Annotated in this window: 10 protein-coding genes; 5 read left to right on the top strand and 5 right to left on the bottom strand. The window is 63.7% G+C overall.

The window, feature by feature from the left end:
- The first annotated feature begins 115 nt into the window (after positions 1-115).
- Positions 116-973, top strand: a complete 858-nt coding sequence (locus BOP93_RS17000; protein WP_237140364.1) for a hypothetical protein — start codon at positions 116-118, stop codon at positions 971-973.
- On the opposite strand, the gene BOP93_RS16995 is transcribed toward BOP93_RS17000, so the two are convergent.
- Both BOP93_RS16995 and BOP93_RS16990 read right to left on the bottom strand, forming a co-directional pair.
- Positions 970-2,394, bottom strand: a complete 1,425-nt coding sequence (locus BOP93_RS16995) for an efflux transporter outer membrane subunit (RefSeq protein ID WP_157943514.1) — start codon at positions 2,392-2,394, stop codon at positions 970-972. The genes BOP93_RS17000 and BOP93_RS16995 overlap by 4 nt on opposite strands.
- The gene (locus BOP93_RS16990) at positions 2,394-3,188 is read right to left on the bottom strand and encodes a helix-turn-helix transcriptional regulator (protein ID WP_104503552.1); all 795 of its coding nucleotides are present in this window, start codon (positions 3,186-3,188) and stop codon (positions 2,394-2,396) included. Before BOP93_RS16990 ends, BOP93_RS16995 begins: the two co-directional genes overlap by 1 nt.
- 487 nt (positions 3,189-3,675) lie before the next feature.
- Here BOP93_RS16990 and BOP93_RS16985 point away from each other — a divergent pair, with 487 nt between their 5' ends.
- Entirely contained in the window at positions 3,676-9,948 is a 6,273-nt protein-coding gene (locus tag BOP93_RS16985; protein WP_104503549.1) for a non-ribosomal peptide synthetase, read from the top strand.
- A 670-nt stretch (positions 9,949-10,618) separates the two neighbouring features.
- Here BOP93_RS16985 and BOP93_RS16975 read toward each other — a convergent pair.
- From BOP93_RS16975 to BOP93_RS16965, 3 genes are all read right to left on the bottom strand, one after another.
- Positions 10,619-12,136 (bottom strand): ArnT family glycosyltransferase, encoded by a 1,518-nt coding sequence (locus BOP93_RS16975; RefSeq protein WP_104503545.1) that lies wholly within the window; start codon positions 12,134-12,136, stop codon positions 10,619-10,621.
- Between the two features lie 21 nt (positions 12,137-12,157).
- Positions 12,158-13,813, bottom strand: a complete 1,656-nt coding sequence (gene arnT / locus BOP93_RS16970) for a lipid IV(A) 4-amino-4-deoxy-L-arabinosyltransferase (RefSeq protein ID WP_104503543.1) — start codon at positions 13,811-13,813, stop codon at positions 12,158-12,160.
- Between the two features lie 188 nt (positions 13,814-14,001).
- Complete coding sequence (locus tag BOP93_RS16965; protein ID WP_163032601.1) at positions 14,002-14,679, bottom strand: histidine phosphatase family protein; 678 nt, start codon at positions 14,677-14,679, stop codon at positions 14,002-14,004.
- Positions 14,680-14,959: 280 nt separating this feature from the next.
- Here BOP93_RS16965 and BOP93_RS16960 point away from each other — a divergent pair, with 280 nt between their 5' ends.
- The 3 genes from BOP93_RS16960 to BOP93_RS16950 are packed head-to-tail and all read left to right on the top strand — an operon-like array spanning position 14,960 to position 19,146.
- On the top strand, positions 14,960-15,628 hold the full coding sequence (locus tag BOP93_RS16960) for an ABC transporter ATP-binding protein (protein WP_057721635.1): 669 nt from the start codon (positions 14,960-14,962) through the stop codon (positions 15,626-15,628).
- A 1-nt stretch (position 15,629) separates the two neighbouring features.
- Positions 15,630-18,092: an ABC transporter permease gene (locus BOP93_RS16955; protein ID WP_104503541.1), complete on the top strand. Its 2,463-nt coding sequence runs from the start codon at positions 15,630-15,632 to the stop codon at positions 18,090-18,092.
- Positions 18,082-19,146, top strand: coding sequence for a lipocalin-like domain-containing protein (locus BOP93_RS16950; protein ID WP_104503539.1), 1,065 nt, complete (start codon positions 18,082-18,084; stop codon positions 19,144-19,146). The genes BOP93_RS16955 and BOP93_RS16950 overlap by 11 nt, the downstream gene beginning before the upstream one ends.
- Positions 19,147-19,158: the final 12 nt, after the last annotated feature.

Here is a 19,158-nt window from a genome sequence, read left to right as displayed (position 1 = left end):
TTGAGTCAGTCAATCTATTAAGTCTGCAGGGTGTTAATGCAGCGTAGCGCCGGAGTGATCATGGCGCCCAAGCGATTGTGCGCCTTTTTTTAATGGGTTATACGAGTGATTGAATATGTTTGTGTCTAACGTTAATCATGCTGCCTCGGGTTACGCTGAGGCGAGCAATGCCCTGAATGCATCAGGGTTTTCCAATGAAGTTACTCCCGCCAGCGCCACCGAACAGCTGAGTAACCTGGTAAATGAGCTGGAGCGTTTATTGGGAGTATTATCGGCTCGATTTGAATCAACGATCAAAGTAAGACCGTCACCTGCGCCGGCTGTCAATAATCTGCCTTATGATCGCGAGGTGACCCCCGACGAATTTATAAGAGGAACAGCGGCGAATACGGGCGTCAAACCCGGTGATATTTTTAAAGACTTTTATCAGACAATAGAAGGTAATTGCGTGACCGTATCGGCCATTAAAGCCGCCATGATGAGATTCGGCCACAACCCTCACGGTATTTACAAGTCCATACACGCCACCGACGCCGGTTATCATATTGTCATGCGTGATGGATTCAAGCTGGATATCACCCATGATGAGTTGGAAGAGGCCAAAGCCGGTGCGAACTTCGGCGCCGACCAACCCAACGACGTACTGGTCAATGCGCAGTTCTTATATGCGGTCAGCGCCAAGCGGGCCTATCACGAAAATAATGACGGCATTGGCAAGCAGAGCTTCGCCGCAGCCATGCGCAGTTTGAATGACGGTGAGTATCCGGGACAGGCGCTGCGCCGTCTGGGTCTCAAGGACTTCGTTGCCCCCGCCAGTCTTGAAGACTTCCTGAGTGGCGCTATCGGTACGGTTGACAGCGGCGCCCATTCGATGGCCGTCGTCGATGGCTATCTGGATGTTTACGGACTCAAGCAGCCCATGCGTGACCGTGGCTGGAGCAGCGGTCGCGTGATTGGTCTGAAACTGCTCTAGCGCGCCATTGCAAGGCTTGGCGGCTGATCCCACGCGCCGCCCAGCGCGGTGTACAGGTTCACCTGTGCCACCAGTTGCGCCAGGCGATCGACAATCAGCGCCTGCTGTGAATTGAACAACGCGCGCTGCGCATCGAGAAAGGTCAGGTTGCTGTCGACGCCACTGCGGTAGCGGTGCTGGGCCAGGTCGTAGTAGCGCTGGTTGGCGGCGACAAAAGCTTGTTGCGCGTCCAGTTGGTCGTTGAAGGTCTGGCGCGCCGCGAGGCCGTCGGCGACTTCCTGGAAGGCGGCCTGGATGGACTTTTCGTATTGAGCCACCGTGATGTCCTTCTGCAGCCTGGCGTAATCAAGGCTGGCGCGCAGGCTGCCGGCGTTGAAGATCGGCAGGTTGATTTGCGGCTGGAACGTCCAGGTGCCCGCACCGCCCTTGAATAAACCCGAGAGTTGCGTGCTGGTGCTGCCGGCGTTGGCTGTCAGGGTGATCGACGGGAAGAACGCGGCCCTGGCTGCGCCGATGTTGGCGTTGGCCGCCTGCAACTGGTATTCGGCCTGGAGAATATCCGGGCGCCGTTGCAGCAGGTCTGAAGGCAGCCCGGCAGGCACGCGGGCCACCAGGTCCTCGGACAGTGCGCGTGCGGGCAGGTTGGCCTCCACCGGGCCGCCGACCAGCAAGGTGAGGTTGTTGAGGTCCTGTGCCACCTGGCGTTCATAGCGGGCCACGCTGGCGCGGGTGCTTTCCACCGCCGTGCGCGCCTGTACCACATCCAGCGCCGAAGCCTTGCCGGCGGTTTTGCTGCGGCGGGTCAGTTGCCAGCTGCGGTCATTGGCCGCCAGGGTCTGCTCGGCCAGGGCCAGCAGTTCCTGGTCGGCACGCCAGGTCAGGTAAGCGTTGGCGACATTGGCCACCAGGCTCAACTGTGCGCTGCGCCGGGCTTGTTCGGTCCCCAGATAAGTCAGCATGGCCTGTTCGCTGAGGCTGCGCACGCGGCCGAACAGGTCGAGTTCATAGGCACTCAGGCCCAGGGTGGCGGAGTAGCTGGAGGTGATCGCCGACTTGCCCGTGCCTGTCACATCCTCCGGTAATTTCTGACGCTTGCCGGCCCCCGTGGCAGACACCGCCGGGAACAGGTCGGCGCGCTGGATGCGGTACTGCGCCTGGAATGCCTGCACATTCAGCGCGGCTACCCGCAGGTCACGGTTGTTGACCAATGCCGCGTCGATCAACGGTGGCAGCGCCGGGTCGTGGAACAGCTGGCGCCAGTCCGAGGCTTCGGGCAGCGTGCCGGCCTGCGCCTTGCGGTACACCCCATCCTGGGGATAGTGGGTCGGGACGGGCGCGGCGGGCCGCTGATACTCGGGGATCAACGAACATCCGCCGAGCATCCACGCTATGCCAACGGCGCTAAGGGTGAATTTATGCATCAGGCGCCCACCATCCATTTGGCCAGGCCGTGTCGGCCACTCACGCCGAGCTTGGCGGCGGCGCGCTTGAGGTAGGTTTCAATCGAGCTGTTTTTCACACTGAGTTTTTCCGCGATCTGCGGCACGGTGCCGCCGGTCAACAGGCCCAGGCAAACTTCCTGCTCGCGGGCCGAGAGGGTGATGTCGCTCAGCGACAAGCGCTTGTAGAACTCACGCTGCAATTGCGATTGCTCCAGCCCGTTGTGCCCAGGCTCCACCTCGGCGTGCGGTGCCTGGCGCAGGATCTGCACGTGGCGCTCCATCAGCGGCAGCAAGGTCTCGGACAGACATTTGAGAAACGACAGTTCCGCCAGGGAAAACCCGCGCTCGGCGGGCGGGCGATAGAACGAAATCACACAGCGCCGATGGCCCTGGCGCGAGACCAGGTTGCACTGGTGCGAACTGCCGCGCGGGTGTGCGCTGTTGGCCTTGGCTTTCATCTGGATCAGCAGCGGGTCCTGCATACGCAGCATCTGTCGCAGCAAAGGGTGGTCGTCAAGCGCGTGCAGGGTCTGGGGCGCGGGCAGGTCCTGGTTCAGGCCGGCACTGCCCAGCAGTTGGATATCCAACACGCTGTCACGCAGCTCATCGAGGCTCCATTCGCTGAGGTCTACCAGATGAATCGGTATCCATTGGTCCACCAGGTGCAGCATGTTCGCGGCGAAATTTTCCTGACCGCTGCTTGAAATCAGCTCGCCCATTTCGGCGTAGAAATGTGGGCCCTGGGTGTCGGTGATACTCGGGGTCAGACTCATAGCCATCTCATCCTTGATGTCGAAAACCGTCAACGGACGCCCTGGGTCTGTTCGGGGCGCTCCGTACTGCTTGAACGTAACTCGGCGTTCGAGATTTCATTTAGCCATAGCGATTTGTCCTACGTATGTAGCGGAAACGAGGGACACAAGCTGCCATAAAATCCGCGTCATTAATTCGACGCTTCCTACAGCTAACTCAGCATACGAGGAGGAGGGGCGAATCTTTAGAGCTGATTAACTTATTGATAGATAAATAAAATATGTAAATTAAAAAATATTTTTCAAATGAAGCGTCGGACAGATATAGCCAATTTCCTACAAGGCTTTCATCGTTTCAGCAGCGAACCCTCAGCCAAGCCCCTGTATCCGTTTGGATGTCCGGGTTTCGGGTGTCAGACGCCCTTCCTTCGCCATGCTCCAATCCAGCCAATTCGTGGTAATGGGCGACCCTGCGCGGCCAGTGCCTGACCCCCATGAGAAGGACCTTATGACGCAACTTTCCAGCCCGCCGGCGAGCTTCCCCCTTACTGCCGCGCAACAGGACATCTGGCTCGACCAACTGCGTGCGGGCGATTCGCCGTTGTATAACATCGGCGGCTACGTTGATCTGGCCGGCGCCATCACACCCGAATGGGTCCAGCGCGCGGTCGAGCTGCTGGTGGCTCGGCACGACGCATTGCGCATCCAACTGCACCGCGACGCCGACGGCTTGCCCCGGCAAACCTTCACCGCCGGATGGGCTGTGGACGTAGCGCAGTACGACTTCTGCGGCTTGCCCGACTCCGACGCCGCCGCCCAGTCCCTGATCCAGGCCCAAATGGCCCGGCCTTACGCCATGAGCGGCGAACCGTTGTTTCGCTTTTTGCTGGTCAAGCTCGACGACGACCATTACCGCCTGGGGACCCAGGCCCATCACCTGATTCTTGACGGCTGGGGGTTCGGCCAGATGCTGCAATCCCTCGCCCAGCTGTACACCGCGGTGCAGCATGGCCGTCAACCGGAAGGGTTGGCACCGTCCTATATCGACTTCATCGACACTGACCAGCGCTACCGGCAATCGGCCCGCTACGCGCGCGATCGCGACTATTGGCTGGACAAATACCAGGTGCTGCCCGAGCCGCTGCTCACGCCGAGGCACACCGCCAAGGCCGCGAGCAACACCTGCGTGCAACCCTTCCCGATGGCGCTGCTCAAGCGCATGGAACACATGGCCAGCCGTTACCAGGCTTCGGCGTTCCATGTGTTGCTGGCGGCGCTGTACGTGTATTTCACCCGTACCGGCCAGCGCGATGAATGGGTGGTGGGCCTGCCGATGCTCAACCGCTCCAACGCGCGCTTTCGCGCCACGGTCGGCTTGTTCGCCCAGGTCAGCGCGGTGCGGTTGCAGTTCAGCGAAGACTTGAGTTTCGCTGACCTGGTGCGCGGGGTGCGCGATCAGCTCAAGCAGGACATGCGCCACCAGCGCTTCCCCCTCAGTGAAATGAACCGCGAGCTGGGCCTGCGGCGTACGGATCGCGGGCAATTGTTCGACTTGTCGGTGTCGTTCGAGCAGGACGACCACGACCTGCTCTACGGCCAGGTGCAGGCCCGTGCGGTCAAGGTGTCCAACCACCATGAGCCGCTGCCGCTGGCGATCCACTTGCGCAGCAACCGCTATCAGGACACGGCGTGCCTGCATTGCGTCTATAACGAGGCGTACTTCGAGCAGGGCGACATGCAGGCCTTGGCACAGCGCCTCACCGGCTTGCTGGAGCAGGGCCTGGCAGACACGACGCTGACGGTGGGCGAGTTTGCGTTGCTGACGCCACAGGACCAGGCCCGCTTGCAGCAATGGAATGCCACCGCGCAAGCCAACACCACGCCGCAGACCCTGCACGGGCGTATCGAGGCTCAAGCCGAACGCACGCCGCAGGCTGTCGCGGCGGTGTACCAGGGACGGCAGCTGACTTACGCGCAACTCAACCGGCAGGCCAATACGCTGGCCCATCAACTGTTGGCCCACGGCCTGCAACCGGATGACCGCGTCGCGGTGCTGGCGCGACGCGGCCTGGAGACCCTGGCCGGGTTGCTGGCGGTGCTCAAGGCCGGCGCCTGCTATGTGCCGATAGACCCGGCCCATCCCGCCGAGCGCTTGAATTATCTGCTGCACGACAGCGCGCCCGTGGCGGTGCTGACCCAGCGCGACCTGTTGCATCGCCTGCCGGCCCTGGGTGTGCCGGTGCTTGCGCTGGACGCCTCCAGCGACCCCGGCGCCGACGGCAACCCACAGGTTGCAGTGACGCCGTCCCACCTTGCCTATGTGATTTACACCTCCGGCTCCACGGGCTTGCCCAAGGGCGTGATGGTCGAGCACCACAGCGTGTCCAACCTGGTGGACTGGCATTGCCAGGCCTTCGACCTGCACGCGGGCAGCCATACCGCCAGTGTCGCCGGGTTTGGTTTCGATGCGATGGCCTGGGAAGTCTGGCCGGCGCTGTGCGTTGGCGCGACCCTGCATCTACCGCCCGCCCACGATGGCGCGGAAGATATCGATGGGCTGCTCCAGTGGTGGCGCGCCCAGCCATTGGACGTGTGTTTCCTGCCCACACCGGTGGCCGAATACGCGTTCGGCCAGAACCTGGCGCACCCCACCTTGCGCACCTTGCTGATCGGCGGCGACCGCCTGCGCGGGTTCAACCGCGCGCAACGCTTCGACGTCATCAACAACTACGGCCCGACCGAAGCCACCGTGGTCGCCACCTCCGGGCGCGTTGACGCCGGCCAGCCGTTGCACATCGGCGCGCCCATTACCAATGCCCTTATCTATCTGCTGGATGCGCAACAACGGCCGGTGCCGGTTGGCGTCGTGGGGGAGCTGTATGTCGGTGGCCAGGGCGTGGCGCGCGGCTACCTGAACCGTCCTGAATTGACGGCCGAACGCTTTCTCGACGACCCCTTCAACGGCGGCCGAATGTACCGCAGCGGTGACCTGGCGCGCTGGCTGCCGGACGGCAGCCTTGAATACCTGGGGCGCAATGACGACCAGGTGAAGATCCGGGGCGTGCGTATCGAACTGGGGGAAATCGAAGCGGCCCTGGCGACGCATCCGTCGATCAAGACCGCCGTGGTGGAATATCGCGAAGGGCAATTGCTGGCCTGGTTCATCGCGCATCACCCGGTGGACATCGAAACCCTTCGCGCCCATCTGCACGTCTCGCTGCCCGATTACATGCTGCCGGCGGCCTACGTTCATCTTGAGGCGTTGCCCCTGACCGCCAATGGCAAGCTCGACCGCAAGGCGTTGCCGGCGCCGACCCAGGCGGCCTTTGTCACCCGCCGCTATGAGGCGCCCCGCGAGGGCGTCGAAACCACCCTGGCGCAGATCTGGGCCGAATTGCTGCAGGTGCAGCAGGTTGGCCGGCACGACCATTTCTTCGAACTGGGCGGACACTCGCTGCTGGCGGTGCAGCTGGTGCAGCGCATGCGCGAGGCGGGCCTGCAGGCCGATGTGCAGGTGTTGTTCGGCCAGCCCACCCTGGCCGCGTTGGCGGCGGCCAGTGACGGCGGCGAAGTGGCGGTGCCGGCCAATCGCATCCCGGCCGGTTGCACGCAGATTACAGCGGACATGCTTGCCCTGGCCGACCTCGACCAGCCCAGCCTGGACCGCATCGTCGCCGGCATCCCCGGTGGTGCCGGCAATGTGCAGGAGATCTACCCGCTGGCGCCGCTGCAGGAAGGCTTGCTCTATCACCACATCACCGATGAGCGCGATCCCTACCAGCAGCATGCGATGTTCAGTTTTGCGCGCCGCGAGCAGTTGGACGCGTTTGCCCAGGCGCTGCAACAGGTGATCGACCGTCACGACATCCTGCGCACCAGCCTGGTGTGGGATGCCCTTGAACAGCCGATGCAGGTGGTGTGGCGGCACGCGCAGTTGCCGTTCGAACCGCTGCGTGACCCCGCCCGGCCGCTGGACCTGCGCCACGCGCCGCTGATGGCCCTGGATTACGGCGAAGAACCGCACCAGCAGCGCTGGGTGGCCAGGCTGCGCTTCCATCACTTGGTCAACGACGCCACCTCGACCACCGTGCTGGTGGACGAAATTCGTGCCCATCTGCTCGGTCAACAGGCGCAGTTGCCGATGCCGGTGCCGTACCGCAACGTGGTCGCGCAGACCCGTTCAGTACAGCGGCAAGCGGCCCACGAGGCGTTCTTTCGTGAGCGCCTGGCGGACGTGGATGAACCGACGCTGGCCTTCGGCTTGCAGGAGCGCCAGGCCGATCGCGCTGAAATCGAAGAGTGCGTGCAGGCGCTCGATGCATCACTCAACCAACGCCTGCGTGCCCAGGCTCGCGCGGTTGGGGTCAGTGCCGCCAGCCTGTTTCACCTCGCGTGGGCGCAGGTGCTCAGCCGCGTGGCCGGCCGCGAAGATGTGGTGTTCGGCACGGTGTTGCTCGGTCGCCTGCAAGCGGGCGAGGGCGCGGATCGTGCCCTGGGCATGTTTATCAACACCTTGCCGCTGCGCGTGCGCCTGGCCGGGCAAAGCGTGGCAGACGCATTGACCGACACCCATCAGCAACTGAGCGCCTTGCTCGTGCATGAGCAAGCTTCGTTGGCCCTGGCCCAGCGTTGCAGCAGCGCCGCGCCGCTGTTCAACAGCCTGCTCAATTACCGTCACACCAGCGCCGAGCCGGCGTTGAACCTGGTGCCGGGCATCGCCTTGCTCAGCAGCGAGGACATCCTCAGTTATCCGCTGATGCTCACGGTGGACGACATCGCCAGCGGCTTTCGGCTCAAGGCCAAGGCGCCGCGTACAGTGGGGGCCGAGCGTGTGCTGGGTTACCTCGCCACCGCGCTCGGCGGTCTGGTCGAGGCGTTGGAACAGGCGCCGGCCACCCCGGTGCGCGATGTGCAGGTACTGCCCTCCAGCGAGTTGCAACAGCTGCTGGTGGACTTCAACGCCACCGTCACCGCCTATCCCGAAACCCTCACCGTGCAAGCGCTGTTCGAGGCCCAGGCGCGGCAACTGCCGGATGCCGTTGCGGTGCAGGCAGGCACGCAGCAACTGACCTATGGCGAACTCAACGAACGCGCCAATCAGTTGGCCTTTCACCTGCGCGAGCACGGTGTAAAGCCCGATTCGCGGGTGGCGCTGTGCGTCGAACGCGGGCTGGACCTGGTGGTGGGTTTACTGGGGATTCTCAAGGCCGGTGGCGCTTATGTGCCGTTGGACCCAGGCTATCCCCGCGAGCGCCTGGCCTACATGCTGCAAGACAGCCAACCGGTGGCGCTGCTGCTGCAGGCCGCCACCCGTGATTGTGTGCAGGATGTGGGGGTGCCGGTGATCGATTTCGACCACCGCAGCTGGCACCAGGCACCGGCCGACAACCCGGTGGTGCCGGGTTTGACGGTCGACCACCTGGCCTACGTGATGTACACCTCCGGCTCCACCGGCACCCCCAAGGGCGTGATGATCGAGCATCGCGGCCTGGGCAACCTCATGCACTGGGGCTCCCGGCTGTGCCCGCCGACCGCGGGTGGTGCCTTGCTGCAACGCGCGCCGTTCAGCTTTGACGGCTCGGTGTGGGAGCTGTTCTGGCCGCTGACCCAGGGCATGCGCCTGGTGCTGGCGCGACCCGACGGGCATCGCGAGCCGGCGTACCTGGCGCAGGTAATCCGCGAGCAGCGCATCAGCGTGATCAAGTTCGTGCCGGCGATGTTGCAGCAGTTTCTCGAATTGGAAGCGTCAGCCCTGTGCACCAGCCTGACCGACGTACTGTGCGGCGGTGGCGAGCTGACCGAGGCCCTGGCGCGCGGGGTGCAGGCGCGCTTGCCTGGCGTGCGCTTGCATAACGTGTATGGGCCCACCGAAGCCACGGTGGACAGCAGTGCGTGGACCCTGGAACCGGGCGCGCCGGTGCCCGCGCTGCAACTGCCGATTGGCCGGGCGATCGACAACACCCGCCTGTATGTACTGGATGACTATGACAGACCGGTGCCGATGGGCATCAGCGGCCAACTGCACATCGGCGGCGTCGGTGTTGCCCGTGGGTACCTGGGCCTGGCCGAGATGACTGCCGAACGCTTCATCGACAGCCCCTTCGTCGCCGGCGACCGGCTGTATCGCACCGGCGACCTGGTGCGCTACCTGCCGGACGGCAACCTGGAATTCCTCGGGCGCAACGACTTCCAGGTCAAACTGCGCGGCGTGCGCCTGGAGCTGGGCGAGATCGAAGCGCGCCTGGCCGCTCATCCGGCCTTGCGCGAAGTGGCGGTGCTGATTCGCGACGAGCGCCTGGTGGCCTACTTCACCCTGCGCGAGCAGGCCCCCGGGCTGGACGCGTTGCGCGCCCATGTGCTGGAACAGCTGCCTGAATACATGGTGCCGGCTGCCTTCGTGCAACTCGAGAGCCTGCCGCTCAACCCCGCCGGCAAACTCGACCGCAAGGCCTTGCCGGAGCCGGGGCTGGAAGCGGTGATCAGCCGCGCCTATGAAGCGCCTCAGGGCGAGGTGGAAAACCTGATGGCCACGATCTGGGCGCAGGTGCTGAAACTGGAACGGGTAGGGCGGCACGACCACTTCTTTGAACTGGGCGGGCATTCGTTGCTGGCGGTCAACCTGGTGGCACGCTTGCGCAAGGCCGGGCTGGAAGTGGATGCGCGGACGCTGTTCAGCCAGCCGACATTGGCGCAACTGGCGGCGCGCACGGTGCCGCAAGCACCGCCGGTGGAAGTGGCGCAAACCGCCATCCCCCAACTCAACCGCCGCCGCCGAATCTAGGAACACTGTGGGAGGGGGCCCGATGACGGAGTGTCAGCAGTGGATGTATCAGCTGACCCACCGCCATCGGGGGCAAGCCCCCTCCCACATTTAACGGTGTTGCCTGCCCCACCATCGAACGCCGTCAGCCGTGCGTCTCACCCGCCGCCGAATCCAGGCACTGAAACGCGGACACTGTGGGAGGGGGCTTGCCCCCGATGACGGAGTATCAGCAGTGGATGTATCAGCTGACCCACCGCCATCGGGGGCAAGCCCCCTCCCACATTTAACGGTGTTGCCTGCCCCACCATCGAACGCCGTCTGCCTTGCATCTCAACCACCGCCGCCGAATCCAGGCACTGAAACGCGGACACTGTGGGAGGGGGCTTGCCCCCGATAACGGAGTGTCAGCAGCGGATGTACCAACTGACCCACCACCATCGGGAGCAAGCCCCCTCCCACATTTAACGGTGTTGCCTTCCCCACCGTTGAACGCCGTCAGCCGTGCGTCTCACCCGCCGCCGAATCCAGGCATTGAAACAGCCGTCTGTAGGAGCGAGCTTGCTCGCGAAAAACTCACAGGCACCGCGTTCATTCAGAAAGCACGCGTTATCGTTGACGTTTTTCGCGAGCAAGCTCGCTCCTACAAAAAAGCCTTGACTGACTGGCATTGGGGCTTGCCCCCTTCCACTCAATGCCCGTCGGGAATAAACGCCACGCTCCCCCCCGACCGTCTCTTGAATAACCGCTCGCCATTGTCCGGCTGCGTCGTGATCACCTGATGATCAGCCGCCAAAAATGCCAACGGCTGGGGGGCTTCCCGGGAGTACTGCGCAACGATAATCGTGTGCTGCGGATCAAACCCCTGGCCGCTGGTTTTCTCAAGCCAGGCCATGAACGCGGCGCTGTCGCCCTGGCGCGGGAAGTCTTGGATTTCGCTGACGTAGTAGAACGGCTTGCCGCCGTTTTGCAGGTACATCGGCAACTTGTTGTCCACTTCCACCAGCACCAGTTGCCATTGGTTCCAGGGTGCGCTTTTCACGGCTTGAGCGCGTACATCCTCGGCAAAGCGAGTGACACCACCGCTGCCGGTGCTCCAGGGGTAGATCACGCCCAGCACCAACAACATCAAGGCTGCGGCAATGCCGAAGCTTTTTTGCCAGCGCGGCCAACGGGCCGGCTGTTGGTGCAGGCGTTCACTCAGCCACCAGGCGCCGAGCAGTTGGGCAAAGGGCACCAGGGGCAGTACGTAGTAGCTGCGTCGGCTGCCGCTGGCGGTGAAGAATACGAACAACAGGCCCAGGCCCCACACCAGCCAGCGCACGTTGGGCGGTGTACGGCGCCAATGACGGATGGCGAGCCACGCGCCAAGCATCCAGCACGGCGCCCACGGCAGGGTGTAGGCCGGCAGGTAGATCAGGTAGGTGTAGATCGGGCCCATATGGTCGAAGGGGTCGAAGAAGCGCACCACGTTTTCGCGAAACACCAGTTGCAGGCCGCTCTCGCCGTAGGTGGGCGCGCCGTAGAGATGGGACAGTACGAAAGGAATCGCATAGAACGCGCCGGCGATCAGCAGCGCCAGTACCAGCCTCGGGTTGAGATGGCGTTTGTAGCGCTGCTGGCTGAGCAGATGCGGCAGCAGCACCAACCCCGGCAGCACGAACCCGATCAGGCCCTTGAACAGCGACGTTGCCGCCAGCAGCAAAAAGAACACGGTATAGCGCCCCAGCCGGGTGTCGTCCGGCCCGCGCCAATACCACCAGACCGCCGCCAGCACGCCGCACACGGTCAGCACATCGGCGGTGGCCACGCGGGCCCAGAACAGGAAGTAGAAAGTGGTGGCGAACATCCAGCCGGCGATCAGACCGGTGCCTTTGCGAAACAGTTGTTCGCCGATCAGGTACACCAGCCAGATGCTCAGCCAGGCCGCAATCACCGATGACAGGCGCAGTGACCAAGGGCCCAGGCCTCCCATGAGGTTGGCCAAACCGGTGATCAGCCAGTAGGAGGGCAGGGGTTTGTCGTAATAGGGTGCGCCCTTAAGGTACGGATCGAAGTAGTCACCGCTTTGCAGCATCTGCAGGGCGATGTTCGCCCAGCGCGTTTCCGGCCCCCACAAGTCGCGACTGCCCAGGCCCAGCAGCAGGAGCAAGGCCGAGACACCGAGCAATAACGCGAGGGCGCCGCGTTCGGTTTTCCATAAGCGCATGGGCTGTTCCTGTGAGGGTGATCAAGGTTGTTGGGGGTAAATCGTCAATACCAGGTTGCCCTTGCGGTAGCGCTTGCCACCGGGCGGCAGTTGACCCTCCTCAAGGTGCTCGCTGGTGCTCTTGACGCGCATCAGCACGCCGACCGAACCCTGTGTGCGTGCCTCGCTCAACCAGGTCTGAACGTTGTCCAGGGTGACCTTGCGCGGTTGCGACTCCGGGTAATCCAGGCCGTAGCGCAGCTCGCCCGCCGTGTTGTAGAAGGCTACCTGCGGCCGGCGCAGGCGCCACGCCAGGGCCGACGCCGAGCCTAGTTCGTTGCTCAGCAAAGCATGGGTGTGTTGCAGTTCATCCAGATGCTCAAGCACGAACTGGTCGGGCATTTCGTTGTCCGCGATGATCTGCGGCATGCTCGCCGGCAGCAGCGCCACCAGCAGGCCGATACCCAGGGCCGGCATCGCCCATAACGTCAACGGGCGCATCGCTTGCAGCAGGTTGGCCAGGATCCAGCCGAGCAGCACGATAAAGGCCAGGGACAGGTTGAACATTTCGGCGTGGCTGTTGCTGTAGATCGGGTTGGCGATCTGCAGGTAAATCAGCGCCACCATGGCCGTCATGCCGAGGATGAAATTGAGCGTGCCGTTGATGAAGATCGCACGGGTTTTGCGCTGGTTGAGCAGGTCGATCAAGGCATGGCCCATCAGCAACGCCAGGGGTAACAGGCACGGCATGATGTAGGTGGGCAGCTTGCCGCTGCTCAGGCTGAAGAAGCCCAGGGGCAGCAACAGCCACAGGGCCAGAAAGGCTATGGCCGGCTCGCGCCTGTGTTTCCAGGCGTTGAGCAGGGTGGCGGGCAGCAGACCGGACCAGGGCAGGCACGCCACCACCATGATCGGCAGGAAAAACCACCCTGGCCGCACATGCTGTGCAGTGTCCGAGGCGAAGCGGCGGATGTGTTCATGCCAGAAGAAGAAACGCCAGTAATCCGGTTCGCGCCCATGGATCGCCAGCGCCCACGGCAGGCAGACCAGCACCGCGACCAGGATCGCCAACGGGCCGTAGCGCAGCAACTCGCCGACGCGGCGCTGCCAGATCATATAAGGCAGGGCGATCAGCACCGGCAACAGCCACGCCAGAAAGCCCTTGGTCATGAAGCCCACGCCGCAGGCCAGTCCCAGTACGGCCCAGGCCCCCAGGCGCGCGCGCGGCGTGGTGCCGGCGAGCGCAAACCAGAGGGCGACCAGGCTCAGGTTGACCCAGAACGTGAATTGCGGATCGAGGTTGGAATACCCGGCTTGCCCGGCCACCAGGCCAAAACTCATGTAGAGCAACGCGCAGGCAAAACTTTTGCGCGGGTCGTTCCACAGGCGGCGGGCCATCAGGTAGGCCAGCAGCACGCTCAACGCCGAGGTCAGGACAGAGGCGATACGTACGCCGAACAGGTTCTCGCCAAACACGGCCTGGCCCAGGGCGATCAGCCAATAACCCGCGGCCGGTTTCTCGAAATAACGCACCCCCATGAAGTGCGGTGCTACCCAGTTGCCGCTGATCAGCATTTCCTGGCTGACCTGGGCGTAGCGGGTTTCATCCGGGGTCCACAAACCGTGCAAACCCAACGGCAGCACCAGGAAAATCACCAGGCCAAGCACCAGCACCGGCAAGGGCTTCAATCGGGTCATGAACACCTCGCTGCTTGATGTTCAGGGGCAGGCGCGAAGTTTGAATAATCAACGGCGTCGAACATTAAGATAATCACTGATTCATCAGAAAAGTTAGGGCGTCCTGAACTAACAGGCGCGCTTAACATGCCAGACGCGGGCTGTCGTTTTGCTGAACGCACTACTCGGCTATATGTAAAAAAGTGTATTTAAAGTTGTTTCAGTGCGGCCGCCCATTCCTGACTTTTCATAGTGCCCAAGGCTTTGAGTTTGCCGTCGGGCAATACCTGCACGAACACGGCGCTGCCGTACTCGGCAGCCCGTGCATGGGGATAGCCGAGGGCCTCCTGCAAGTCACTCATGCAGGCGCTGTGGGTGATCAGCATCAGGTTGCGCCCCGCCTGTTTATGGCTGAGGGCTTCTTCGCCCATGGCGTCACCGCAGATGGCGAGGGGGCCGGGGGACAGCTCGGTCTTGCCGAACATGAACAACGACGTTTGCGCGGTGCGCGTGGTGGGGCTGCTGAGCACGTCGGTGCGCTCCATGCCCAGTGTTTGAAAGGCGCTGCCCAGGGCGGCCGCGCGTTGCGTGCCATTGACCGTCAGGCCGTCGGCGGGTCCGTAGCAGGGATTGTCCGAGCGATCACAACGCTCTTCATGCCGCACCAGCACGATCAGGTCGCCGTTGCGCCAACCGGCCAGCACCCCGGAAGTGACCAGGCGGTTGCCTGTGCCCAGATCCTGCGGTGACCTTGGCCAGAATAAAAAAGCGCTCAGCAGCAGGGCGAATACGATGACGCCCGCCACCGGCACGCGGAATTTTCTCAGGCGCTGTAACCTCGCCCTTCGGGGTTTGGTCAGGGTAATGTCTGCCACGCTGTTCACCATAGGTACACGTAATTGTTTTGTTGTTAAAAGACCGGCGCAACTCATACGGCAGATGTTCCTGGTGGAGCAAAAGCCTGTCACAAGGCTGCTGTCTTTCAGCTGAACATACGGGTATTAAGAAGCAACGCGTGGGGCAACTTTAAAGTTGTCTGTTAGTACTGCGAGGGTGGGGAATTTAAAGTGTTCGGAGTGGGCAGGCGGTGAAATCAATGTGAAAAAATTGCGTGGGAACGTCCATCAGCCGTTATTCTCGTTTGCAGTCCTTAACCCGAGCGTTCGTATGTTGCAGGTAGAAGGTGTTGTTAAAAATTACGCCACCCCCCAAGGCCCGCTGACTGTCCTCGCGGGTGTCGACCTGCACCTGGGGGCACGCAGCAGCCTGGCGCTGATGGGCGAGTCGGGCAGCGGCAAAAGCACGTTGCTGCACCTGGTGGCCGGGCTGGATCGGGTGGATGGCGGCAGCATTCTGATCGGCGACCAGCGCCTGGATCGCCTCAACGAAGGGCAACTGGCCCAGTGGCGGCGCACCGAAATCGGCCTGGTGTTCCAGCAGTTCAACCTGATCGGCAGTTTGCGTGTGGAGGACAACCTGGCGTTTCAGGCGCGCCTGGCCGGGCGGTTCGATGCGCAGTGGCAGGCGCAGTTGGTGGAGCGCCTGGGCCTGGGCGATTTGCTCAAGCGTTACCCGGAACAGCTCTCCGGCGGCCAGCAACAGCGGGTGGCGGTGGGGCGTGCGCTGGCGTCGCGCCCCGGCTTGTTGTTGGCCGATGAGCCCACCGGCAATCTTGACGAAACCACCAGCGATGAGGTGCTGCAACTGCTGCTCGACCTGTTGCGCGATAGCCCTACCAGCCTGTTGATGGTCACGCACAGCCCGCGCCTGGCCGCACGCCTGGATCAGCAGGTGGTGTTGCATCACGGCCGCGTCGTGCCGATGGAGCCGCGCTGAGATGGCAGTGTTCTATTGGGCGCTGCGTGCGCTGTTGAGCCATTGGCGGCGCCACCCGGTGCAGTTTTTCAGCGTGCTGACCGGCCTGTGGCTGGCCACCGCGTTATTGACCGGGGTGCAGGCCCTCAACAGTCAGGCGCGGGACGGCTACGCGCGGGCCAGCCAATTGATCGGCGGCGAACCGCAAGCCAGCCTGAGTGCGCCGGACGGTGCCGGCTTCGCGCAAGCCGTGTTCGCCGAACTGCGCCGTGCCGGGTGGCCGGTGTCACCGGTGGTGCAGGGGCGGGTGGTGCTCAAGGGGCATGAAGAGCAGCGTCTGCAATTGATGGGCATCGAGCCGGTGTCGTTGCCCGGCAGCGGCAGCGTGGCGGGGCAACGCTTGAGCCAGGCGCAGATACTGGCGTTTTTCGACGCGCCGGGGCGCACCTGGATTGCCGCGCAAACCTTGCAGGCGCTCGGCCTGCATGAGGGCGAGCAACCGCTGACGGCCAACGGGCAACGCCTGCCGCCGCTGCAAGTGCAGCCGGACATGGCCCCCGGCATGCTGCTCACCGATATCGGTTTCGCCCAACCGTTGCTCGACATGCAGGGCCGGCTGTCGCGCCTGCTGCTGGACAACACCTTCGCCGCCCGTCATCCCACGCCACCTGCCGGGCTGCAACTCAAACAGGGCGACGACAACAACCTTTCGCGCCTCACCGAAAGCTTTCACCTGAACCTCGACGCCCTGGGCTTTTTGTCCTTTGTGGTGGGGCTGTTTATCGTGCATGCGGCAATCGGCCTGGCCCTGGAGCAGCGCCGGGGCCTGCTGCGCACCTTGCGTGCCTGCGGGGTCAGCGCGCGCATGCTGATCCTGAGCCTGGGCGTGGAGCTGGGATTTCTGGCGCTGCTGGGCGGCGTGCTCGGCGTTGCCAGCGGTTACCTGCTCGCCAGCCTGTTACTGCCGGATGTGGCGGCCAGCTTGCGCGGCCTCTACGGCGCCGAAGTCGCCGGCCAACTGAGCTTGAGCCCCTGGTGGTGGCTGGCAGGCCTGGGCTTGAGCCTGCTGGGGGCGTTGCTCGCCGGGGCCAGCAGCCTGTGGCGCGCGGCACGCCTGCCGCTGCTGGCGCTGGCCAACGCCCAGGCCTGGCACGAAGCCCACGGGCGTTGGCTGCGACGCCAGGGCTGGGTGGCGGGCGTGGCGCTGGTCGTTGCGCTGCTGGCGCTGGTCTGGGGCAACAGCCTGACCGCCGGGTTCGTGCTGATGGCAGCCTTGCTGCTGGGCGCCGCACTCGGCCTGCCGGTGCTGCTCAATGGGGTGTTGAAGGGCGTGCTGGGACGCAGCCGTTCGGTGCTGGGCCAATGGTTCCTCGCCGACTGCCGTCAGCAATTGCCGGCCCTGAGCCTGGCCTTGATGGCATTGTTGCTGGCCCTGGCGGCGAATATCGGTGCGGGCTCCATGACGTCGGGGTTTCGCAGCACGTTCAATAACTGGCTGGAGCAGCGTCTCACCGCCGAGCTGTACCTCAACCCGCAAAATCCGGCCCAGGCGCAGCACTTGCAAACCTGGCTGGCGCAACAACCACGGGTGCGCGCGGTGCTGCCCGGCTGGCAAGTCGCGGTGCAGTTGCAGGGCTGGCCGGCGGAGGTGTTCGGCGTGGTCGACGACCCCACCTATCGCCAGCACTGGCCGCTGCTGGAGGCGGCAGGCGCACCCTGGGACCGCTTGCTGCAGGACGACAGCGTGATGCTCAGCGAGCAATTGGCGCGACGCTTGAACGTGCGCCTGGGCGACAGCGTTCAAGTCCCCACGCCCCAGGGCCCGTGGGCACCGACAATCGTTGGCATCTACGCCGACTACGGCAACCCCAAGGGTCATCTGCTGGTCAACGCCAAGCACTTGCTGGCGCATTGGCCGACGCTGTCACCGGTGCGCTTCAACCTGCGCGTGGCACCTCAGGATGTGCCGCCGCTGGTGCGGGACGTGCAGCGTGAATTCGACCTGGAAGACAGCCGCGTCATCGATCAACAGCAACTGAAGGGGTGGTCCAGCCAGGTCTTCGAGCGCACCTTCGCCGCCACCGCCGCGTTGAACAGCCTGACCCTTGGCGTGGCGGGTGTGGCGCTGTTCATCAGCCTGTTGACCCAGAGCCAGAGTCGTCTCGGCCAACTGGCGCCGTTGTGGGCACTGGGGGTCACGCGCCGCCAACTGATGCTGCTCAACCTGGGCCAGACCTGGCTGCTGGCGGTGCTTACCCTGATACTGGCGTTGCCCTTGGGGCTGCTGCTGGCGTGGTGCCTGGATGCGGTGATCAACGTGCAAGCCTTTGGCTGGCGCCTGCCATTGCAGGTGTTCCCCGGGCAGCTGGCGCAGTTGATGGGCCTGGCGATGCTTGCCACGCTGCTGGCGTCGGCCTGGCCATTGTGGCAGCTGTACCGCAGCCGCCCGGCGGATTTGTTGAGGACGTTTGCCCATGAAGATTAAAGCGTTGGTGTGGGTGGTGTTGCTGCTGCTGAGCGCGTGCGACAAGGCGCCCGAACCCGAAGAAAGCTTCGCCGGCCTTGGCAGCGATGCCGCCGACTTTGTCCAGGTGGTGCCCGGCAAAGTATTTTCCTTCCCCGAGGATCACGGCCCGCACCCAGGCTTTCGCATCGAATGGTGGTACGTCACCGCCAACCTCAAGGATGCACAGGGTAATGTGTTCGGTGTGCAATGGACCTTGTTCCGCAATGCCGTCAAAGCCGGGCCACCGCAACCGGGCTGGCGCGATTCCACCATTTGGCTCGGCCATGCCGCCGTCACCTCCGCCAGCCGCCACTACGCCGCCGAGCGCTTTGCCCGGGGCGGCGTCGGCCAGGCCGGGGCGCAGGCGCTGCCGTTCAACGCCTGGATCGATGACTGGAATTTCGCCACCCGCCCTGGCGCCGCCAACCCCCTGGCCGATATGCAACTCAAGGCCAGTGGCGCGCAGTTCGCCTACGACCTGCAACTGACCTCCAGTCGCCCGCTGGTGCTGCAGGGCGACCACGGCTACAGCCGCAAATCCGACCAGGGCCAGGCGTCATACTACTACAGCCAGCCGTTCTTCAGCGCCAACGGCAGCGTCACGCTCGACGGCCAGACCTACCAGGTCAGCGGCAACGCCTGGCTCGACCGCGAATGGAGCAGCCAGCCCCTGGCCGCCAACCAGACCGGCTGGGACTGGTTCTCCCTGCACCTGGACCGAGGCGAACAACTGATGCTGTTTCGCGTGCGGCAAAAGGACGGCGGCGGCTACCTCACCGGCACCTGGATCGACGCCCAGGGACACACCGAGACCCTGCACAACGCGGATATCCAACTGGCGCCGCTGACCACCACCGAGATTGACGGGCGCAGCATTCCCACGCGTTGGTCGCTGAAAATTCCCGGCAAGCACCTGGACATCACCCCCGAGGCCGTCAATTCGAAGGCGTGGATGAACCTGGGCATTCCCTATTGGGAGGGGCCGGTGAAGTTCGACGGTGGGGTGGGGTATCTGGAGATGACGGGCTACTAGCTGATTGATTGG

The organism is Pseudomonas orientalis (assembly GCF_002934065.1).
GTDB lineage: Bacteria > Pseudomonadota > Gammaproteobacteria > Pseudomonadales > Pseudomonadaceae > Aquipseudomonas > Aquipseudomonas orientalis_A.
Note: the sequence above shows the minus strand (reverse complement) of the source record. Positions and strands in the feature narration are given on the sequence as shown.

Bases quoted from the DNA above. Each gene is read 5' to 3' on its own strand.
- BOP93_RS17000 (WP_237140364.1), top strand. From the start codon at position 116: ATGTTTGTGTCTAACGTTAATCATGCTGCCTCGGGTTACGCTGAGGCG.
- BOP93_RS16995 (WP_157943514.1), bottom strand. From the start codon at position 2,394: ATGCATAAATTCACCCTTAGCGCCGTTGGCATAGCGTGGATGCTCGGC.
- BOP93_RS16990 (WP_104503552.1), bottom strand. From the start codon at position 3,188: ATGAGTCTGACCCCGAGTATCACCGACACCCAGGGCCCACATTTCTAC.
- BOP93_RS16985 (WP_104503549.1), top strand. From the start codon at position 3,676: ATGACGCAACTTTCCAGCCCGCCGGCGAGCTTCCCCCTTACTGCCGCG.
- BOP93_RS16975 (WP_104503545.1), bottom strand. From the start codon at position 12,136: ATGCGCTTATGGAAAACCGAACGCGGCGCCCTCGCGTTATTGCTCGGT.
- arnT (WP_104503543.1), bottom strand. From the start codon at position 13,813: ATGACCCGATTGAAGCCCTTGCCGGTGCTGGTGCTTGGCCTGGTGATT.
- BOP93_RS16965 (WP_163032601.1), bottom strand. From the start codon at position 14,679: ATGGTGAACAGCGTGGCAGACATTACCCTGACCAAACCCCGAAGGGCG.
- BOP93_RS16960 (WP_057721635.1), top strand. From the start codon at position 14,960: ATGTTGCAGGTAGAAGGTGTTGTTAAAAATTACGCCACCCCCCAAGGC.
- BOP93_RS16955 (WP_104503541.1), top strand. From the start codon at position 15,630: ATGGCAGTGTTCTATTGGGCGCTGCGTGCGCTGTTGAGCCATTGGCGG.
- BOP93_RS16950 (WP_104503539.1), top strand. From the start codon at position 18,082: ATGAAGATTAAAGCGTTGGTGTGGGTGGTGTTGCTGCTGCTGAGCGCG.